The sequence below is a fragment of the Variovorax multivorans genome (genome assembly GCF_051216835.1).
GTDB lineage: Bacteria > Pseudomonadota > Gammaproteobacteria > Burkholderiales > Burkholderiaceae_C > Variovorax.
In genome coordinates, this window is record NZ_JBPJZL010000008.1 from 275196 (window position 1) to 292003 (window position 16808).

A 16808-nucleotide genomic window follows, 5' to 3' on the forward strand; every position below is an offset into this window, starting at 1 on the left:
CCTCGCCGAGTGGTCAAGGCCGCAAGACTGTCGCCGGCCGCCGGGACCATCGACGCATAAGTCCCTGCGCTATGGGCGTGGCCGGGCCTCGCGCACCGTGAGGCCCGAGGCCGTCTGCTTGGCATCGTGCTTCGCGATGGCCGCCTCGCTCGCCACATCCTCGGCATGGCTGAACATGCCCGGCGGAATGCGCACCGCGCCGATGGACAGCGTGGAGAAGGGCGTGAACCGGACCACGCCATGCCGGTCCTCGCCTTCGATGCCGCCGGACTGTCTTTCCGCCTCGTCGTAGAGGCTGGGCGCCTGCCGGTTGAAGTCGTCGATCAGGGCGGTGCAGCGCCGGTGCCAATCGGGGCTTTGGAACAGCACCAGGAAGTCGTCGCCGCCGATGTGGCCGACGAAGTCGCGATGGGCGTCTGCGTGCTGCGTCGCCAGCCGCGCGAGCAGCAAGATCATTTCGTCGCCGCGCCAGTAGCCGTAGTGGTCGTTGAACACCTTGAAGTTGTTCAGGTCGGCATAGCAGGCGGCAAAGTCGGCGCCGCTGTCGAGCAGGCGCGCGATGTGGATGTTGATGGGGATGTTGCCCGGCAACGAGGTCAGCGGGTTGGCGTGCCGCGCGGCCTCGATGCGCGCCTCGGTCACGGCGCGCACGAGCTGGTCGCCCGTGCCCAGGCCAACGTAGCGCTTCTTCTCGGTGACGATGAAACCTTCGCTCAGGTAGCGCTGGTCTTCCGACATCAGGATGCCGAGCAGGCTCTCGACGTTCTCTTCGCGCTCCACGATGCGTGGAGTGCTGCTGCCGTAGGCCAGGCAGGGGCGGCGGCCGTGGACCTCGCGGAAGTACATCCGCGCATAGTCGTTCATGAACGACTGCCGGTTGATCAGCGAAACGGGGGTGCCCTTGTCGACCACGGCGAGCGCATGCAGCTCGGGGTGTTTCTGGAAGATTGCAGAGACCTCGTCGATCGGCGTCTGCGGGCTGAGCGCCGGCGCCTGAATGACCGACAGGCTGCGCAGCACATTGGGCTGCGACGTTTGAGACGCATGCGGCATCACCGCGATGCGGGTGTCGCGGATGGTGGCCGCCATAGGCTCGGGCAGCGCTGGCTGCAGCGCCGGCGCCGGCCGGCCGAACAGGTAGCCCTGGCCATGGGCAATGCCGAGGTCGCGCAGCACGTGCAGGTCTTTCGCGTCTTCCACGCCCTCGGCGATGAGCTCGGTGCCCAGCGCGTTGCCGAAGCCGACGATGGCGCGCACCAGCGCCACGCTCTGTGGGCTGTTCGCGATGCCCTGGGTCAGCAGCTTGTCGATCTTCACGAAGTCTGGCTGCAGGTCTTTCCAGCGCCGCAGGTTGGAATGGCCTTCGCCGAAGTCGTCGAGCGCGACGCGCGCGCCCAGCGCATGCAGCGTCTCGACCGCACGTCCAAGCGCCTCAGGGCTGCCGGTGGCGCGCTGCTCGGTGAGCTCCACGGTCACGTCGCGGGCGCTGACGTTGTGGTGCGCGAGCATGCGTTCGAGCCAGCACGCCGTGCCCACGCCGCCCGTGGCCGCGGTCAGCGCGTCGGCGCTCATGTTCACGAACAGCCGGCCCGCATCGGGCAGGCGGCCCCACTCGGCGAGGATGGCTTTCACGCACTGCAGCTCGAACTCGGTCAGCCGCGACTCGGCCGCGGCAAGTGCAAGCAGCGCCTGCGGGCTGTGGAGCGGGGTGCCGGCCGGTCCGCGAATGAGGGCTTCATGGCCGAAGACCGTGCCCTTGCGCAGATCCACGATGGGCTGGAAGAAGGGCGAGATCGCAGGAGGCGAGGCAGGGGTGGCGTTGGGCCGGGTTTGCCGGGGCATGCTGTGGAAGTTGTTCGTCGGCGGCGCTCGCGCACGGGAAAAACGCGTAAGCCATTCGGGCTACAGCATGACGCGGTTGTGTGACAGCCGCACCGGCCCTGCCGGCCGTGGGGTCAGGCGAGCAGCGCCTTGACCAGGTCGAGCTGGCGGTCGGGCTTGTCGGTGCCGAGTTCGAGGCTGGATTCGATGCGCTCCAGATGGTCGATCATGCTCGTCACGGCTGCCTCCACGTCGCCTTTGCGGCACAGGCGCAGGAAGTCGGAGTGCTCGTCCGACGAGCAATGCGGGTCGTTCGACGAGTGGTAGAGCATGGCGATCAGCGAGCTGCGCGCCACCAGTTCGCGCACCAGCTCGGCCAGCGTGCGGTTGCCGGTGGCCTCTGCCAGCGCCACGTGGAAGTCGCCCAGCAGCTTCTCGCGCACGGTGCCAGTGGTGGTGGTCTGGCGCAGCGCGGTGCGCTCGAACTTGATGTGCTGCTCCAGCACCTGGTAGTCGCGCGGCCGCGCGGCGGCGATGAACAGGCGCACCACCTCGCTCTCGAGGATGCGGCGCACCGCGAACACCTCGCGGGCCTCTTCCACCGAGGGCTGGCAGACGAAGGCGCCCTTGTCGGGAATCATCTCGATGAGCTTGTCTTTCGACAGCATCAGCAGCGCGGCGCGCACCTTGGTGCGGCTCACCGAATACACCCGGCCCAGCGCTTCTTCGCGCAGCCATGTGCCTGGCGGCAGGCGCTTCTCGACGATCGCGGTGGCGATGTCGTTGGCGATGCTTTCGATGGAGCTGTTCTTGTCGGCTGCAGCCACGCCGTTCTCGACCGGAACAGCGGTGGCAGGGGAAGCGGAGGGTTTGGAACTGGCGCGAGGCATGCGCGGATTGTGGCCTAGCGCGGGAGAGTGAAGCCCTCGAGCGCACCAATGATGGGCTTGGGCAGGGGCTTTGCCAGCTCCCCGCGCTTGCTGGTGCGCAGCTTCAGGGCAACGAGCGATTCGATCAGCTTGGTGCCCGCGGCCACGCCGTCGATCACGGGCACGCCGAGCACCTGCTCGATGTGCTCGCACAGGTCGGTCATGCCGGCGCAGCCGAGCACGATGCAGTCGGAGCCGTCTTCTTCGAGCGCGCGCCGGCACTCGTCGACGATGCGTTCCCGCGCACCCGAGCCGGGCTCTTCCAGTTCGAGCACGGGCAGTTCGCAGGCGCGCACGTTGGCGCAGAAGCGTTCCATGCCGTAGATCTCGGCCAGGTGCCAGGCCTGGCCCATGGTGCGGCCCAGCGTGGTCACCACGCTGAAGCGGCTGCCGATCATGCTGGCCAGGTGCATCGCCGCCTCGGCGATGCCCACCACGGGGCCGCGTGCCAACTCGCGCGCGGCCTTCAGGCCCGGGTCGCCGAAGCAGGCGATCACGTAGCCATCGATGCCGTCGCGCTCGCCCGAAGCGATCTCCTGCAGCAAGCCCGGCACGGCCAGCGCCTCGTCGTAGTGACTCTCGATGGAGACCGGCCCCATGGCCGGGCTCACGGCCACGATCTCGGTGCCGGCGTGCGCCACCGCGCGGGCGCAGGCGCCGATCTTCTCGGTCATGCTCCAGGTGGTGTTGGGATTGATGATCTTGATGCGCACGGAGCGGCCCTTTCTTTCTCTTTCAGTTCAAGTCTTGCTGTTGCGGTTCAGCAGGGCATAGAGGACGAAGCCCAGACCCATGCCGATGAACCAAGCATAGTTGGCGCCACCGCGAAGCGCCGGCACCATCACGCACAGGATCGGCACGAGAGCCGACGGTACCAGCGCCTGGATCGCCTTCGGGTTGTAGCCGCCGCTGTACCAGTATTCGCCCTTGGGGCTCATGGTGTAGAGCGCGTCCACGTCGATGCGCTGCTTGCGCACGATGTAGTAGTCGGCAATCAGGATGCCGAACAGCGGGCCGATGAACGACCCCAGCACGTCGAGCGTGTAGTGAATGACCTCGGGGCTGTTGTAGAGGTTCCACGGCGTGAGAAACACCGAGCCCACCGCGGCGATCATGCCGCCCGTGCGCCAGCTGATGTGCTGCGGCGCCACGTTCGAGAAGTCGAAGGCCGGCGAGACGAAGTTGGCCACGATGTTGATGCCGATGGTGGCGATCATGAAGGTCAGCGCGCCCAGCACCACGGCGGTGGTGCTGTCGATCTTGCCCACGGTGTGCACCGGATCGGTGATGAGTTCACCAAACACGGGCAGCGTGGCGGCCGTGGTGATGACCGTCAACAGCGAGAAGAACACGAAGTTCACCGGCAGACCCCAGAAGTTGCCCTTCTTCACCGCGTCGAAGCTCTTGCCGTAGCGCGAGAAGTCGCCGAAGTTGAGCATCGGGCCGCTGAAGTAGCTCACCACCAGCGCAATGGCCGAGAGCATCACGGGCAGCGCGTCCCAGCCCTGGAACTTGATGCCGCCCAGGTTCAGGTCGATCTTGCTCCAGCCGGCCTTCCACACCAGCCAGCCGCAGAGCACGGCCATCACCACGTACACCGCCGGGCCGGCCCAGTCGATGAACTTGCGGATGGCGTCCATGCCGCGCCAGAACACGAAGGCCTGCAGCACCCACATAACCATGAACGCGACCCAGCCAAGCGCCGAGAGGCCGACGAAGCCGTACTGCGCGACATCGGCATATGGCGCGAGGCCCGGGGCCATGTGCAGCGCCAGCACCATGAAGGCGGCCGACGCGAGATACGTCTGCACGCCGTACCAGGCCACCGCGATCAGCCCACGGATGATGGCCGGAATGTTCGCGCCCAGCACGCCGAAGGGCGCGCGGCAAACCACGGGGTAGGGCACGCCCGTTACCTGGCTGGGCTTGGCCACCAGGTTGCAGAAGAACTGCACGATCACGATGCCCACCAGCAGCGACACCAGCACCTGCCAGCTCGACAGGCCCAGTGCGAACAGGCTGCCGGCCGTGATGTAGCCGCCCACGCTGTGCACGTCGGACATCCAGAAGGCAAAGATGTTGTATTGGCCCCAGGTCTGCTTCTTCAGCGGAGCGAGGTCTTCGTTGGTCAGGCGCGGGTGGTAGCCCGGCTTGATGACGGCGTTCGATTCCGCGTGCGGCGCAAGGCCGGCTTCGCTTGCCCCCGCGGGGGCCTGGCTGACGACTGTGCTCATGGTCTTTTCCTCGTGCGAGTGGGGTGGATTGAGTACCTGCTTTTCGGATGCGTTATTTGTATACAAAAAATGCACTCAATCAAGGCCATTCGGGGAATCATATATCCGTAGATTCCCTGATGCGCTGCTGATGTTCAATAAAGTGCGTCGGGAGAATAAAGTGCGTCGCCATTGAGCCTTCTCCCGGACGCTTGGGGGGTCTGCTGAAATCCAACGCGGACAAGAATCTGCTCTGATTCACCGCAGTTGTGCGCAATTCCTGCACTCCGTGCGGGAGCTACGTCTCATAGGGCCCGGTTCGTAGCCTGCGCTCCGTTGCGGCGTTCGCACGAAGTCAGTCACGGCAAGTCCATGTCCTTGCCCACGGCGGTAACAAAAAGGGTCATGCACGCTCGAAAGCGCGCTTAAATCGAGCACCAACGGCCGCAGCAGAAGGCGGCTTTATGGATGAGCAATTTGGTGGGACAGCTTGCTCCCCGCAGGGGCGGATCACCTGATCCTAGAAGTCTCCACCAGATTTCGTAACCGGATGTCGTGTGTGCCCATCATGTCTGGTTTGATTCAGCGCGAAGCTCTTTCCTGTATCGCTTCATCAGCGAATGCATCAACTCCGACGGTTCTACCGTCAATCCACCGCACAGCAGCACGAGACTGCTCAAGGATGGACTCGTCGTCGCCGTCTCCAGTTTGGCGACGAACGTGCGATTGAGGCCTGCGGCAAAGGCCAACTCCTCCTGATTGAAGCCAAGTGCGGTTCGCCGAGCTTTCAGCTCGGCCGCAAAGGCTCTCAACAGCGCAGGATCCTGGGGTGACCGCATGCAACGAATCTCGTTGCGAAGACTCTTTTATGCACCCGTCTGTATGGTACAAATTGAGGAATTGAAAATTGAAGAGGAGAGCTTGATGCTCACCGTTTTCGAAATGGATGGCGAGTTGCTCTTGCATTGCGTGCGGTCTTTGACTCGAGCCCAGAAAGGCTGAGCATGGAAATCCCGCTTCTGCTGGCGCTTTTCATTGCCCTGGCTCTTTTCTACTGGGCCTGGATTGCATCCCCACGCTTAATCCAGGCCGGGCGCGAGCAGTTGCTGCGAAAACAGGGACAGGCGTCTGGCGCGACCTTTTTCCCGGTCGATCCCCGACGCATGCTGGGCGATTGGGACGGGACCTGCATCCTGTTTGATCCGGACGCGCGCAAGGCCTGCATCGTCTTTCATGGAAAGACTGCCCGGACGGTCGATTTCGATTACTTCCGGACCTGGCAGCTCCTGTGGACCGAGGACTTCAGGCAACCCGCGTTGTGGCGCTTTCAGCACGTGCACTTCCTCTTCGAGACCTGTGACTTCGATCGCCCGACGATCCGCGTCGCCGTGCCCTCCAGGTCGGACGGCGAGGCATGGAACGCCAAGCTCTCGATCCTGATGCCCTGAATGCGCTGCCGAAGAAATGGGCCTACCGATGTGAAGCTGCTCATCCTTTCGGACCTGCATGCGGAGTTCGAGACCTTCGAGGTTGCGAAGGATCTGGACTACGACGTGGCCGTCTTGGCGGGCGACATCGTGGCACCTGGGCGCGTCGCCGCGCGCTGGCTGCGTAACCCGGCCCGGTTCGGCAACAAGCCGATCGTGCAGATCGCGGGCAACCACGAGTACTACGAGTCCGTCCTGGATCAGGAACTGCTTGAGATGCGACGCCAGGCCAAGGAGCACGGCATTCATTTCCTCGATTGCGACGAGGTCGTGATCGCCGGTGTGCGCTTCCTCGGCTGCACCCTGTGGACGGACTTTCGCCTGCGTATCGACAACCCCGGCTTTGCGGGGCAGCCAGTGCGCCTTCTGTCGGACCGCTATCGCTCGATGACGGCGTGCTCGCGCTACCTGGCCGACTACTCGGCCATCCGCATCGACGATCCCTTGACGTCCAACTCCCGGGGCACGAGGCGTCTGGTGCCGATGGACACCTTGCAGTTCCACAGGCGGCATCGCTCTTGGCTGCGCAGGAAGCTCGCCGAGCCGTTCGACGGGCCCACAGTGGTCGTCACCCACCATGCGCCGCACCGCAAGTCATTGGCACCACGGTTCGCCGAGGACTGGGCCTCGGGCGGCTTCGTCAACGAGATGCTGCCCGAGTTCTTCGAGGTGCCATCCCTCTGGGTACACGGGCATACGCACGACAGCTTCGACTACCGGGCCGGCGCCTGTCGGGTGGTGTGCAATCCGCGCGGCTACCTGAACTGGCACGGGGAATTCGAGAACAAGGACTTCAATCCCGGGTTGGTGATCGACCTATGAGAGGCACCACTGTTTCTGCCGGGGGCAAGATCTTGACCGCCACAATCCGTGGGGTCGAGCTCACCGCTTTCCTGCATGAAAGCTCGGGCGGCCACCAGATTCTGTCGCCGCTGAAGTTCATCGAGATGATGGGCATGGATATCGATTCCTTCGCCGGCCACGCGCACGTCCATCGAAGTACGGTCATTCACGCACCTGCGGCAGAGAGCGTCCAGTCCCATATCCGCATGAGCTTGCAAGTGCTGGCTGCCGTGGTAGAGGTCTCTGGAGATGACCTTCAGGCCGCCATCTTCTGGTATAGGAACGAGCCGCTGGCGTCGTTCGCCTACAAGACAGCCGAGTCAATGGTGGCTGGGGGACGAGCCACCGATGTGATCGATCTGCTGGAGTCCTTCCAGGCGGGGTTTGTTGGGTGATGGAACACCGCCATCTACCTATGGTGGAAGCAATGCCGATTCATGATGTCTCCAGCCGCACGGGTGACTCCAACGATCTGCTGTTCCTGGATGTCGATGGTGTTCTTCATCCTGTCGGTGCGGACTACTCGTTCAGCAGCAGGTTCTTCAGTCATTTGCCGCTTCTGGAGGAGCTCCTTCGCGAGTTCGAGTGTGTCGCTGTCGTCATCTCCTCGGATTGGCGACTGGCCGAAAGCATCGAACAGCTGCAGCGGTATTTCAGCGCTGACATCCGGCACCGGATCATCGGTGCGACGCCGCAGATTGATCCCAATGCGGCCGTCCATAACCGGCGCCAGCTGGAGATCCAGGCCTGGCTAGAGGGGAACGGCCGCAGTGACGCAGAGTGGGCCGCACTTGACGACTGGGCCTCACACTTTGAGGCGGGCTTCGAACGGCTCGTACTCACGGATCCCAAGCGGGCGTTCGATCAAGACAGCTTCCAGGAACTGCACTCGCACTTCCTGCGGTTCGCAGTTGGCCGATGAACCACCAGTCGGCATATGAAATGAAACCTCTCATCCCGTCGGACCTCCATGCGCGATCCGAGCGAGAGCGGTCAGCGCCAAAGCTGATGTTCTTCGGCGACCCCCACGGCGACTTCGAACCCGTGATCACCGCGGTCGAGCGCTTTCGACCCGAGGCGATCGTGCTGCTGGGCGACCTCCAAGCGCGCCAGCCTCTGCATATCGAACTGCAATCGATCCGAGACATCACGGAGGTCCACTGGATACCTGGGAACCATGATTCTGATTCTGTGGCGTATCACGATCACGTGTGGCATTCGGAGCTCGCTGATCGGAATCTCCATGGCCGTGTGGTCTCTGTGGCCGGCTACAACGTCGCGGGCTTGGGTGGAATCTTCCGCAGCAAGATCTGGGATCCTCGGCGGCCGATCAAGGAAGCTGCATTCCAGTCGAGCGATGCCATGCGCCAAGCCATGAAGCCCGAAGAGCGGTGGCGCGACTCCATCTCCCTCAAGCACCGATCCTCCATCTTCCCGGTCGAATACCAGCAACTGCTGCGGAGCGGTCCTGCCGACATCCTGGTGACACACGAAGCGCCTTCGGCGCATCCGCACGGCTGGCGGGTAATCGACGAGCTCGCTGAGAAGCTCGGTGTCCTGTTTGTAGTGCACGGCCATCATCACCAGAATATTAATTACGCCGGCGAGGGCTTGATGCCCTCCTCAGCGCCGTTCCGCGCCTTCGGGGTCGACATGGGTTCGTACCTGGCGTGGCCACGGCATCCGCGGTGGGAGCTTGGGTTGGGAGGTCCTCCACAAGACTTGCTGGGTCTCGCGACCCAGGTGTTCGGCGCAGACGCCCAAGCCTGGTTGGACAAGCCGAACGAATGGCTCGACGGCCAAACGCCAGCAGCGTTCGCTGCCGCGGGCGGCTCGGACAAGGTGCGATCAATGCTCGTTGCCATCCACTACGGCGGAGTCGTATGACAGCCGATGAGAATGGATCGGGAGGTCCAGGGTGATTCTGTTTCTCGACTTCGACGGCGTGCTCCATCCCGAGGGGGAGGGGCATTTGCCCGACGATGGCACGGATTTCTGCTTCCTGCCGCGCCTGGAGGCGTTGCTGCGCGAGTTCCCTCATGTGAGGATCGTCATCAGCTCGAGTTGGCGCGAACGGCTGGCCTACTCGACACTCCTCAAGCCATTCTCCGAGGACATTCGGGCCCGAATCATTGGCGCGACACCCCCGCGCGAATTTGGTCTTCCCCACCCCTTCGCCCACCGCGAAGGACAGATCCTCGCTTGGCTGCAACTTCACGATGCGGTCGACGGGCCTTGGGTCGCGCTCGACGATGCCGAATGGCAGTTCGACCGCTGCAAGGACCATCTGGTGGTGTGTGGCTCGTTCGTCGGCTTCGACGACAAAGCCAGTGCCGAGCTTCGCGCGCGCTTTGAAGGGGCACTCCGATGAAACTGCTGGTTCTTTCCGATCTTCACCTCGAGTTCGCCCCCTTCGAGCCGGAACCTGATCTCGAATTCGATGTCGTCATTCTCGCGGGCGATATTCATTCGCCTGCGAAGCGCGCCGTTCGATGGGCAGCAGATCGCTTCCGCGGAAAGCAGGTGATTTATCTGCTCGGAAATCACGAGTACTACGATGGACGAACTGACACGACACTGGCCGAGGCACGCCGTGAAGCCGACGGCGGCAACGTCCATCTGCTCGATGGCGACGAGCTAGTGATCGACGGCGTACGCTTCCTTGGCGCAACGCTGTGGACCGACTTCGCGCTCGCCATCGAGACGCCTGAAGGTCCGGTCAGCGATGTCGGGCGCGCCATGAAGATGGCGACCAATCTGCTGAACGACTACGCGCTGATACGCACAGCCGACGAGTCGGCAGAACCCGATACCTGGCGAGACAAGCAGGGAAGAAAGCTTCAGGCGGCCGACACGCTTCGGATTCACCAGGCTCAGCGGTCGTGGCTGCAAGCGAAGCTTGCCGAACCGTTCGCCGGACCGACGGTGGTCGTGACGCACCACGCGCCTCATCGCGGTTCGCTGGCGCAGCGTTACGCCGATGATTGGGCTTCGGGGGCCTTCGTCAACGAGCTCCCGGAGGCCTTCTTCGATGTGCCCATGCTCTGGGTGCATGGTCACACGCATCAGCAGTTCGACTATCGAGTCCGTTCCTGCCGAGTCGTGTGCAACCCGCGCGGCTACGTGAACTGGAGCGGCAGGATCGAGAACAAGGCGTTCGAGCCTGGCCTAGTCATCGATGTGCAATCTCTCGCCGAGGATGACGGCTCGTGATGCTGTTCATCCTCTCGGACTGTCGAGTTCTGAACCAACGTGCCCCGCATTGCCTGAAGATGCCTGATCCGGTTGCGCCCCTCCGCGTGCCTGTCGGCGCTGCAGATCTTATGAAGGAGGCGTCTGCAAGCTGAGCAAAGTGGCCCGGACGCACACTGTTGACATTTCAGGCGGGCACAAGTCGCGCCGCCAAGAGCGTCAGCAACGCCGGATGAGGTTCATGCCCAACGCCGGGCGCCAGATCCAAGGTCGCTTCAACGCCCAATTGAAGCAGTCGCGCTTGTGCGGCCTGTGCCAGCGCTGCGGGCATCACAGGGTCTGCGCCGCCGTGCAAGAGATGAATCAACGCAGAGGATTTATGCTCCGGCGGCGTAGCGAATCGCCCCGCGATGGCGACGATGCGCAGCGCGGGCGGCTCTGCGAGCTTGGTGGATTCAAGCGCCATGATTGCGCCCTGCGAGAAGCCGGCAACCAGCGTGCGTTGCGCGTTGACGCGTGAAGCCTGCTGCCAGTGCTGCACGGTCGCCACGAAAGCGGGCATGGCCGCATCCACGCGTGCCTGGCGATTGCCCTCGGTCACGTCGCGTACCGAGAACCACTGGAGCCCGTTGGAAATATCGGAAGGATCGGGCGATGCGACGCTGACCACCATGGCGTTGCGGTCGTGGTTGGCGAACCAGCGCGCGACGCCCAGCATGGACTGCGGCATGGAGCCAACGCCGTGCGTGAGCAGCACCAGACCGGAAGCGGGGCCTTGAGGCTGCTGGACGATGATGGAGGTGGAAGACATGTGTGTTCTCTGGATATGGAAAAGGCTCAGGCCAGCGCGGACGCGCTAGGCAACTCACCGAATACGTAGCCTTCCATCGAAAGCACGCCGTAGGTGACGCCGCCTTCGATGACCTCGACCGGCTCACCCGCGCTGCTGGCGCCGACGGCCACGAGCAACGGCAAGTAGTGTTCGTCCGAGGGGTGGGCGCGACGACTGTGCGGGGCACCTCGGAAGTCGACCAGGGCGCTCACGTCATGCGCGATGGCCGCCCGCCGCGCCCACTGCACGAACTCGCGCACGTAGTCTTCGGGTGCCTCGGTTTCAGACTGGCGGAACTCGTAGAGGTTGTGCGTGAGGCTGCCCGAACCCACGACAAGTACCCCTTGCTCACGCAACGGTGCCAGAGCGCGCCCGAGGGCGAGCGCATCGGCGGGGCGCAGTTCAATCGGCAGCGACAGTTGAAACACCGGCACTGATGCGCCAGGCAGCATGTGCATCAGCGGCACCCAGGCGCCGTGATCCAGCCCCTGCTCATCCACCAGTTGCGCGGAGAGTCCCGACTGCGTCAACAGCTCGGCCACCTCACGCGCGACATCCGGGGCCCCTTGAACAGGGTAACGCAGTGCATACAACGATGCGGGGAAACCACCGAAGTCATGGACGGTCTGGGGCCGTGTACTGGCACCGATGCGCAGGCCGCGCGTGCGCCAGTGCGGCGATATCACCAGGACGGCCCGCAGCCCGGACAGCGCGAGTACACGTTTGCCGATGGCGTGCAGCAGCGGGCCGGCCTGACCAGGTTCCACCGCAAAGGTGGGGGCACCGTGTGAGACGAAGAGAGCAGGAAACTTCATGGGGACGCTCCTTGGCGCTGGCATCCCCCGCGCCGCAAGGCACAGGGGACGCCGGCGGACTACTTGACGAGACCGAACGGATCCTTGACCGGGCGCTTGGCCGGGTCAGCGTTGTTCCAGAACTGCTGCACGATCCAGCCATATTCGGGCAGGCCATTGATGAACGGCGGCAGCATGTCGTTGCCCGACGGAAGCTTCCAGTCGGCCTGCAGCTCCGCGCCGAGGGCATAGACGGTATTGAGTTGCGCGCCCGCGGCACTCATGCGCTGCATTGCGGCTTCGGCTTCGTACTTGCTCCAGGCGCCCGATGCATCGACCACGGGGTGCACGACGTAGCCGTCGTTGATCATCGCCAGCGTCGGCAGCGCCACGCAGGTACCCAGCGTCACACCCGAGATGATGATGTGCTTGCGGCCCGTCTTGGCGACCAGGTTCTCCAGTGCCTTGCGGAAGGTCGGATCCTCGTAGGCGTTGATGATGCCGGTGCGGCGGTAGATAGGCTGGTCCTTGAAGATTTCCTTGAGTTCCGGCAGCAGGTCGCCGTTCTGCCATTGCGCGTTCGACGAAGACAGGAGCACCGGGATCTTCAGCGCCTTGGCCATCTGCGCCAGCGACACCACGTTGGCCTTGTAGCCCGAGGCCTGGGCGAAGTCGCGCACGCTGGCCATCAGGCCGACCTGATGGTCGATGAACAGGATGATGCTGTTGTCGGGGGTGGGCTTTTCGTAGGCCGCGCGGCCGGCCTTGCGGGCGTCCGCCGGGCTGGTCTTGGTGGACAGTACCTTGTCGGTGATCGGGCTCACGATGTCGGCCGGGCGATCCTGCGCAGCAGCGAGGGTGGTGGCAGCCGCCAGGGCGATGGCGGCGGTAACTTGGGTCAGCTTCTTGTGCATGTGTGTTCTCTTTGGCGATGAAGGTCGAGGTGAATCAGGCGCGGCGGATCCAGGTGGGCGAGATCTGCGTGCCTTGTCCGGCGCCGTAGGCGAAGTAAATGTTGAGACCGGCCACTGGCTCCAGGTAGCGCGCGTTCCTCAGCCCGCCCGCGTCCACGGCTGCAAAGCCGATGCTTTCGATCAGTGCACGCACGGTCTGCTTGGCACGCTCGTCGTCGCCGGCATAGAACACGGGCACGGTCTGGCTGTTCGCGAACGCCGGGCCTTCGGACAGCACCTGGGCCAGCACGGTGTTGAAAGCCTTGACCACTTGCGCGCCAGACAGCGCCTTGGCGAGTTCTTCGGCAGCGGACGTCTCGAAGCCCAACGTCAGGCCCATGTAGTCGTTCGTCAGCGGGTTCGTGATGTCGATCACCACGCGGCCTTCGAGCGAGCCGAGCGCCTTCAGCGCGGGCACGGCATCGGCAAAGCCGGTGGCGACGATCACGACTTGCGAATCGCCCAGCGCGTCGGCCGGGGCCGCGACCGTGACGCCCGGATGCGCGGAGGCCAGCGCCTGAGCCTTGGCCAGATCGCGCGCGGTCACGCGCACTTTGTGGCCGGCGGCGGTGAGTTGTTTGGCAAAGCCCGCGCCCATGTTGCCGGCGCCGATGAGTGTGATGTTCATGATGAAAGTCCTTCAGGGGTTGCTTGGAGCCGCGGCAATCGAGGTACCCGGCGGCCTGTCCGCCAGCGCGATGTGCTGGCATGGAAGAACTTTATTAATATCAGCCGAAGAGATAAATAACTGTTCGTGGTATATATTGTTTTGAGAATCGAGACGATGGATCTTCTTCAAGCCATGAAAACCTTCAGTGCGGTGGTCGAGGCCGGCAGCTTCGTCGGTGCGATGGGGGCGACAGCGCTGTCCAAGCCCGCCGTGTCGCGGCATGTCAACGAGTTGGAGGCGCACCTGGGCACAAGACTGCTGCAGCGCACGACGCGCCGGCTCTCGCTCACCAGCGAGGGGCAGATCTACTACCAGCGCTGCAAGGAGGTCCTGCAGGCCGTCCAGGAAGCGGAGGCCGAAGTGGGGGCGAGCACAGGTCAGGCCCAGGGACGCCTGCGCATCGGCGCGCCACAGACCTTCGGCGCGTTGCACCTGGCGGCGCTCTGGGGCCGATTCGCGGCGGAGAACCCCCAGGTCACGCTGGACATCGTGCTGTCGGACCGCGCAGTCGACCTGGTCGAGGAGGGCTACGACTTGGTGGTGCGCATCGCGCGGCTGTCCGACTCCAACCTCGTGAGCCGTCGGCTTGCCAGCACGCGCATGATGCTGTGCGCCTCGCCGGCCTACCTTGCGCAGCACGGCACGCCCGTTCAACCGCACGAGCTCGAGAAGCACCACGTGGTTTCGTACAGCTACTGGTCATCCGGGAACATGTGGAGCTTCCGGGGGCCTCAAGGCGAGGTCACGGTGCGCACGCACTCGCGCATCCACGCCAACAACGGTGACACCTGCCGCGCAGCGGCACTCGCGCACCAGGGCATCATCCTGCAGCCCGATTTCCTGGTCTATGAAGACCTGCGCAGCGGTGCGCTCGTTGAGCTGATGCCGGAATTCAGCGCCGTGGAGTTGGGCATCTTCGCTATCTACCCGACGCGCAAGCAACTGCCGCTGAAGGTACGGCGACTCGTTGACTTTCTGGTGGAAGCGTTGCGGGTGCCACCTTGGGGATAGAACCCAAGTTAGAGAGGGTGATGTGTGCTGATTGCCGCCTAGAAGCCATCAGAACCAAGCCGTCTGCTGGGCGAGTTGGAATTCAAATGCTCCGACGACGGCGCCGTCAAGCATCGCGTCAAGCGCCACGACCGGCGAGTGCCGCGCGTCGGTACCGGTCGTCGACATAGCGGCCTGGATCGGTCAGTTCGCGCTTGGGAAGGCCGTAGCGGCTGCGCAGCTTCAATACGGTACGCACGCCGGCTTCACTGATCGACAAGTCCCGATGGAAGCCGCCCCGCTCGGCCAGCAATAGGTCGGCCACTCGTGGCGCGAGTGCCGGAGTAAGGGCGGGCACTCGCGCTACCAGCAAAGCCTCGACCAGCGGTCGGTTTGCGGGATCGATCAGCCAATCTACTCCGCGACTGTAGGCGCGTGTATAGCCGATCACCGCGGACTCGTTGGCGGCAGCCCAGCGCCGACGCGTCACACCGCACATGCCAACGTACTCGCCGATAACATCTTCTGCACGCACCAGGGTATTGAAGCCACGCTCCTCGCCCAGCACTTCGAAGGGCGTCATCTGCATCGTTGCCGCGTGGTCCGGGTTCTCCGTCATCGCACGGAAGCGACTGGCCACGCTACCTGCTTGCTCGAAGCGAACCTCGTTCTCGGTAATTCCGTTGCGGGCGAGGATCTCGCGCAGAACGAAAGCGAAACCGGTAGTCATCGCATCTACGGTCAGCGTCTTGCCGTGCAAATCCTCGATGCGTTTATACGGCCGCTGACTGACCAGTGAAAGAAACGCACCGTCCGACCCGAAGAACGCGAACAGGTCGGGGTTAGGTCCAATCGGGGCTTCGCTCTGCCCTTCCTGATACGCCACAACGTTGTCCACCGCAGTCATCGCTATGTCGTAGTTACCTGCGAGCAGTTGGGTTATCTGGTATTTGGAGTTGGGCGTGAAGTGCAGATCGACACGCAGTCCTTCGGCATCGAAGTAACCCTGCCGTTCGGCTGCCCAGATGGGCAGGTTGAACCCGCCAGCAAAGCCGATCACCCGCAGCGTGCGAAGAGGATTGGGATGCGCGACCGGGGGCGGATTCGAGTGCTTCCGAGCGAGGGCTGTGGCAGGCAATCCCAGGGCTAGCGAAGAGACGGCGAGAAGACTGCGGCGCGTTACCGAGAGGGATGTGGTCAAAGCTTCAACTCCAATGGATTAATCATGCGCGGACCTTATCCAGCTGCAAGAAGTGCCACCACGTCATTTACGAGAAAGTCTTTTTCATCATTCTCGAAAAATGATCGGCAACTTAGCGCAACACGTTTGTTCTATCGATGGCAAAAGGAGATTCTTCTATGGACCGTCGAAAATTCTCAATGGCTGCTGTCACGCTTGGACTGGGTGTGGCGGCGGGTCGATCGCAAGCACAGCCGATCCTGGCCAAATCAGGAAAAGACTACCTAGAACTGAGCCAACGACTTCCGTCTGAAGCACCGGCGGGGAAGGTCGAAGTCATCGAATTCTTTTCCTACAACTGCCCTCATTGCAATGCGTTTGAGCCGGGGCTTGAAGCCTGGCTCAAGAGCCTGCCGAAGGAGGTGGCCTTTCGCCGGGTGCCTGCCCCATTTGTCGGGAGCGATGTCGAACCCAAGCAGCGAATGTTCTATGCCCTCGAGGCCATGGGCAAAGTGGACGCGTATCAGATGAGAGTCTTTGATGCGATCCATGCACAACGTCAGAATCTGACGGGTGACGCGAACATCATCGCTTGGGTTGGGAAGAACGGAATCGATGGCGACAAGTTTGCCGAGATCTTCAAGTCGTTCGCGGTGGTCAACAAGGCAAAGCGAGCAAGCCAGCTCGTCGACGCGTACCAGGTTGCTGGAGTCCCGGCCATGGGTGTGGCCGGGCGTTGGTACGTTGATGGCGAGTTGGCTGGCGGTGGCCCGAGAACGCTTCAGGTCGTCAATTACCTGATGTCCCAGGCGCTGCGTGTGTAGCAGCGTTGAGAATGCTTCTGAGCGGGCGTCGCATCCCCTGCATTGCGATGCTTCTTGGCTGGGACAAACCGAGTGATCGT

Annotated in this window: 19 protein-coding genes; 9 read left to right on the forward strand and 10 right to left on the reverse strand. The window is 63.3% G+C overall.

The window, feature by feature from the left end:
• Positions 1-69: 69 nt before the first annotated feature.
• From ACSFCA_RS22890 to ACSFCA_RS22910, 5 genes are all read right to left on the reverse strand, one after another.
• Entirely contained in the window at positions 70-1842 is a 1773-nt protein-coding gene (locus tag ACSFCA_RS22890; protein WP_435461301.1) for an EAL domain-containing protein, read from the reverse strand.
• A gap of 113 nt (positions 1843-1955) precedes the next feature.
• Positions 1956-2711: a GntR family transcriptional regulator gene (locus ACSFCA_RS22895; protein WP_258353548.1), complete on the reverse strand. Its 756-nt coding sequence runs from the start codon at positions 2709-2711 to the stop codon at positions 1956-1958.
• A gap of 14 nt (positions 2712-2725) precedes the next feature.
• Positions 2726-3463: an aspartate/glutamate racemase family protein gene (locus ACSFCA_RS22900; RefSeq protein WP_435461302.1), complete on the reverse strand. Its 738-nt coding sequence runs from the start codon at positions 3461-3463 to the stop codon at positions 2726-2728.
• 27 nt (positions 3464-3490) lie between these two features.
• The gene (locus tag ACSFCA_RS22905) at positions 3491-4984 is read right to left on the reverse strand and encodes an NCS1 family nucleobase:cation symporter-1 (protein WP_435461303.1); all 1494 of its coding nucleotides are present in this window, start codon (positions 4982-4984) and stop codon (positions 3491-3493) included.
• A 545-nt stretch (positions 4985-5529) separates the two neighbouring features.
• Positions 5530-5802: a helix-turn-helix domain-containing protein gene (locus ACSFCA_RS22910; protein WP_435461304.1), complete on the reverse strand. Its 273-nt coding sequence runs from the start codon at positions 5800-5802 to the stop codon at positions 5530-5532.
• 165 nt (positions 5803-5967) lie between these two features.
• Here ACSFCA_RS22910 and ACSFCA_RS22915 point away from each other — a divergent pair, with 165 nt between their 5' ends.
• From ACSFCA_RS22915 to ACSFCA_RS22945, 7 genes are read left to right on the forward strand one after another with little or no spacing between them, the layout of a single operon-like run.
• Positions 5968-6411 carry a hypothetical protein gene (locus ACSFCA_RS22915; RefSeq protein WP_435461305.1) on the forward strand — a complete coding sequence of 148 codons (444 nt, stop codon included), beginning with the start codon at positions 5968-5970 and terminating at the stop codon, positions 6409-6411.
• 30 nt (positions 6412-6441) lie between these two features.
• Positions 6442-7272, forward strand: a complete 831-nt coding sequence (locus ACSFCA_RS22920; RefSeq protein WP_435461306.1) for a metallophosphoesterase — start codon at positions 6442-6444, stop codon at positions 7270-7272.
• Positions 7273-7304: 32 nt separating this feature from the next.
• Positions 7305-7688: a DUF2384 domain-containing protein gene (locus ACSFCA_RS22925; RefSeq protein WP_435461307.1), complete on the forward strand. Its 384-nt coding sequence runs from the start codon at positions 7305-7307 to the stop codon at positions 7686-7688.
• 20 nt (positions 7689-7708) lie between these two features.
• Entirely contained in the window at positions 7709-8215 is a 507-nt protein-coding gene (locus ACSFCA_RS22930) for an HAD domain-containing protein (protein WP_435461308.1), read from the forward strand.
• Positions 8212-9180 carry a metallophosphoesterase gene (locus tag ACSFCA_RS22935; RefSeq protein WP_435477449.1) on the forward strand — a complete coding sequence of 323 codons (969 nt, stop codon included), beginning with the start codon at positions 8212-8214 and terminating at the stop codon, positions 9178-9180. Before ACSFCA_RS22930 ends, ACSFCA_RS22935 begins: the two co-directional genes overlap by 4 nt.
• 31 nt (positions 9181-9211) lie before the next feature.
• On the forward strand, positions 9212-9664 hold the full coding sequence (locus tag ACSFCA_RS22940) for an HAD domain-containing protein (protein ID WP_435461310.1): 453 nt from the start codon (positions 9212-9214) through the stop codon (positions 9662-9664).
• Positions 9661-10506, forward strand: coding sequence for a metallophosphoesterase (locus ACSFCA_RS22945; RefSeq protein ID WP_435461311.1), 846 nt, complete (start codon positions 9661-9663; stop codon positions 10504-10506). The genes ACSFCA_RS22940 and ACSFCA_RS22945 overlap by 4 nt, the downstream gene beginning before the upstream one ends.
• Before the next feature lie 166 nt (positions 10507-10672).
• Here ACSFCA_RS22945 and ypfH read toward each other — a convergent pair whose 3' ends face one another.
• From ypfH to ACSFCA_RS22965, 4 genes are read right to left on the reverse strand one after another with little or no spacing between them, the layout of a single operon-like run.
• The gene (gene ypfH / locus ACSFCA_RS22950; protein WP_435461312.1) at positions 10673-11296 is read right to left on the reverse strand and encodes an esterase; all 624 of its coding nucleotides are present in this window, start codon (positions 11294-11296) and stop codon (positions 10673-10675) included.
• Positions 11297-11322: 26 nt separating this feature from the next.
• Complete coding sequence (locus tag ACSFCA_RS22955; protein ID WP_435461313.1) at positions 11323-12132, reverse strand: dioxygenase family protein; 810 nt, start codon at positions 12130-12132, stop codon at positions 11323-11325.
• A gap of 59 nt (positions 12133-12191) precedes the next feature.
• The gene (locus ACSFCA_RS22960) at positions 12192-13025 is read right to left on the reverse strand and encodes an isochorismatase family protein (protein WP_435461314.1); all 834 of its coding nucleotides are present in this window, start codon (positions 13023-13025) and stop codon (positions 12192-12194) included.
• A gap of 34 nt (positions 13026-13059) precedes the next feature.
• A complete protein-coding gene (locus ACSFCA_RS22965) occupies positions 13060-13692 on the reverse strand; it encodes an NADPH-dependent F420 reductase (RefSeq protein WP_435461315.1) in 633 nt (210 codons plus the stop codon).
• A gap of 156 nt (positions 13693-13848) precedes the next feature.
• Between ACSFCA_RS22965 and ACSFCA_RS22970 the strand changes: the two genes are divergently transcribed.
• Positions 13849-14745, forward strand: a complete 897-nt coding sequence (locus tag ACSFCA_RS22970; protein WP_435461316.1) for a LysR family transcriptional regulator — start codon at positions 13849-13851, stop codon at positions 14743-14745.
• A gap of 118 nt (positions 14746-14863) precedes the next feature.
• Here ACSFCA_RS22970 and ACSFCA_RS22975 read toward each other — a convergent pair whose 3' ends face one another.
• Positions 14864-15925, reverse strand: a complete 1062-nt coding sequence (locus ACSFCA_RS22975; protein ID WP_435461317.1) for an ABC transporter substrate-binding protein — start codon at positions 15923-15925, stop codon at positions 14864-14866.
• A 158-nt stretch (positions 15926-16083) separates the two neighbouring features.
• Between ACSFCA_RS22975 and ACSFCA_RS22980 the strand changes: the two genes are divergently transcribed.
• Positions 16084-16728, forward strand: coding sequence for a thiol:disulfide interchange protein DsbA/DsbL (locus tag ACSFCA_RS22980; protein WP_435461318.1), 645 nt, complete (start codon positions 16084-16086; stop codon positions 16726-16728).
• Positions 16729-16808: the final 80 nt, after the last annotated feature.

Coding starts and splice junctions, on each gene's coding strand:
- ypfH (WP_435461312.1), bottom strand. CDS start 11,296: ATGTCTTCCACCTCCATCATCGTCCAGCAGCCTCAAGGCCCCGCTTCC.
- ACSFCA_RS22895 (WP_258353548.1), bottom strand. CDS start 2,711: ATGCCTCGCGCCAGTTCCAAACCCTCCGCTTCCCCTGCCACCGCTGTT.
- ACSFCA_RS22910 (WP_435461304.1), bottom strand. CDS start 5,802: ATGCGGTCACCCCAGGATCCTGCGCTGTTGAGAGCCTTTGCGGCCGAG.
- ACSFCA_RS22980 (WP_435461318.1), top strand. CDS start 16,084: ATGGACCGTCGAAAATTCTCAATGGCTGCTGTCACGCTTGGACTGGGT.
- ACSFCA_RS22965 (WP_435461315.1), bottom strand. CDS start 13,692: ATGAACATCACACTCATCGGCGCCGGCAACATGGGCGCGGGCTTTGCC.
- ACSFCA_RS22905 (WP_435461303.1), bottom strand. CDS start 4,984: ATGAGCACAGTCGTCAGCCAGGCCCCCGCGGGGGCAAGCGAAGCCGGC.
- ACSFCA_RS22960 (WP_435461314.1), bottom strand. CDS start 13,025: ATGCACAAGAAGCTGACCCAAGTTACCGCCGCCATCGCCCTGGCGGCT.
- ACSFCA_RS22890 (WP_435461301.1), bottom strand. CDS start 1,842: ATGCCCCGGCAAACCCGGCCCAACGCCACCCCTGCCTCGCCTCCTGCG.
- ACSFCA_RS22945 (WP_435461311.1), top strand. CDS start 9,661: ATGAAACTGCTGGTTCTTTCCGATCTTCACCTCGAGTTCGCCCCCTTC.
- ACSFCA_RS22930 (WP_435461308.1), top strand. CDS start 7,709: ATGGTGGAAGCAATGCCGATTCATGATGTCTCCAGCCGCACGGGTGAC.
- ACSFCA_RS22935 (WP_435477449.1), top strand. CDS start 8,212: ATGAACCACCAGTCGGCATATGAAATGAAACCTCTCATCCCGTCGGAC.
- ACSFCA_RS22970 (WP_435461316.1), top strand. CDS start 13,849: ATGGATCTTCTTCAAGCCATGAAAACCTTCAGTGCGGTGGTCGAGGCC.
- ACSFCA_RS22955 (WP_435461313.1), bottom strand. CDS start 12,132: ATGAAGTTTCCTGCTCTCTTCGTCTCACACGGTGCCCCCACCTTTGCG.
- ACSFCA_RS22915 (WP_435461305.1), top strand. CDS start 5,968: ATGGAAATCCCGCTTCTGCTGGCGCTTTTCATTGCCCTGGCTCTTTTC.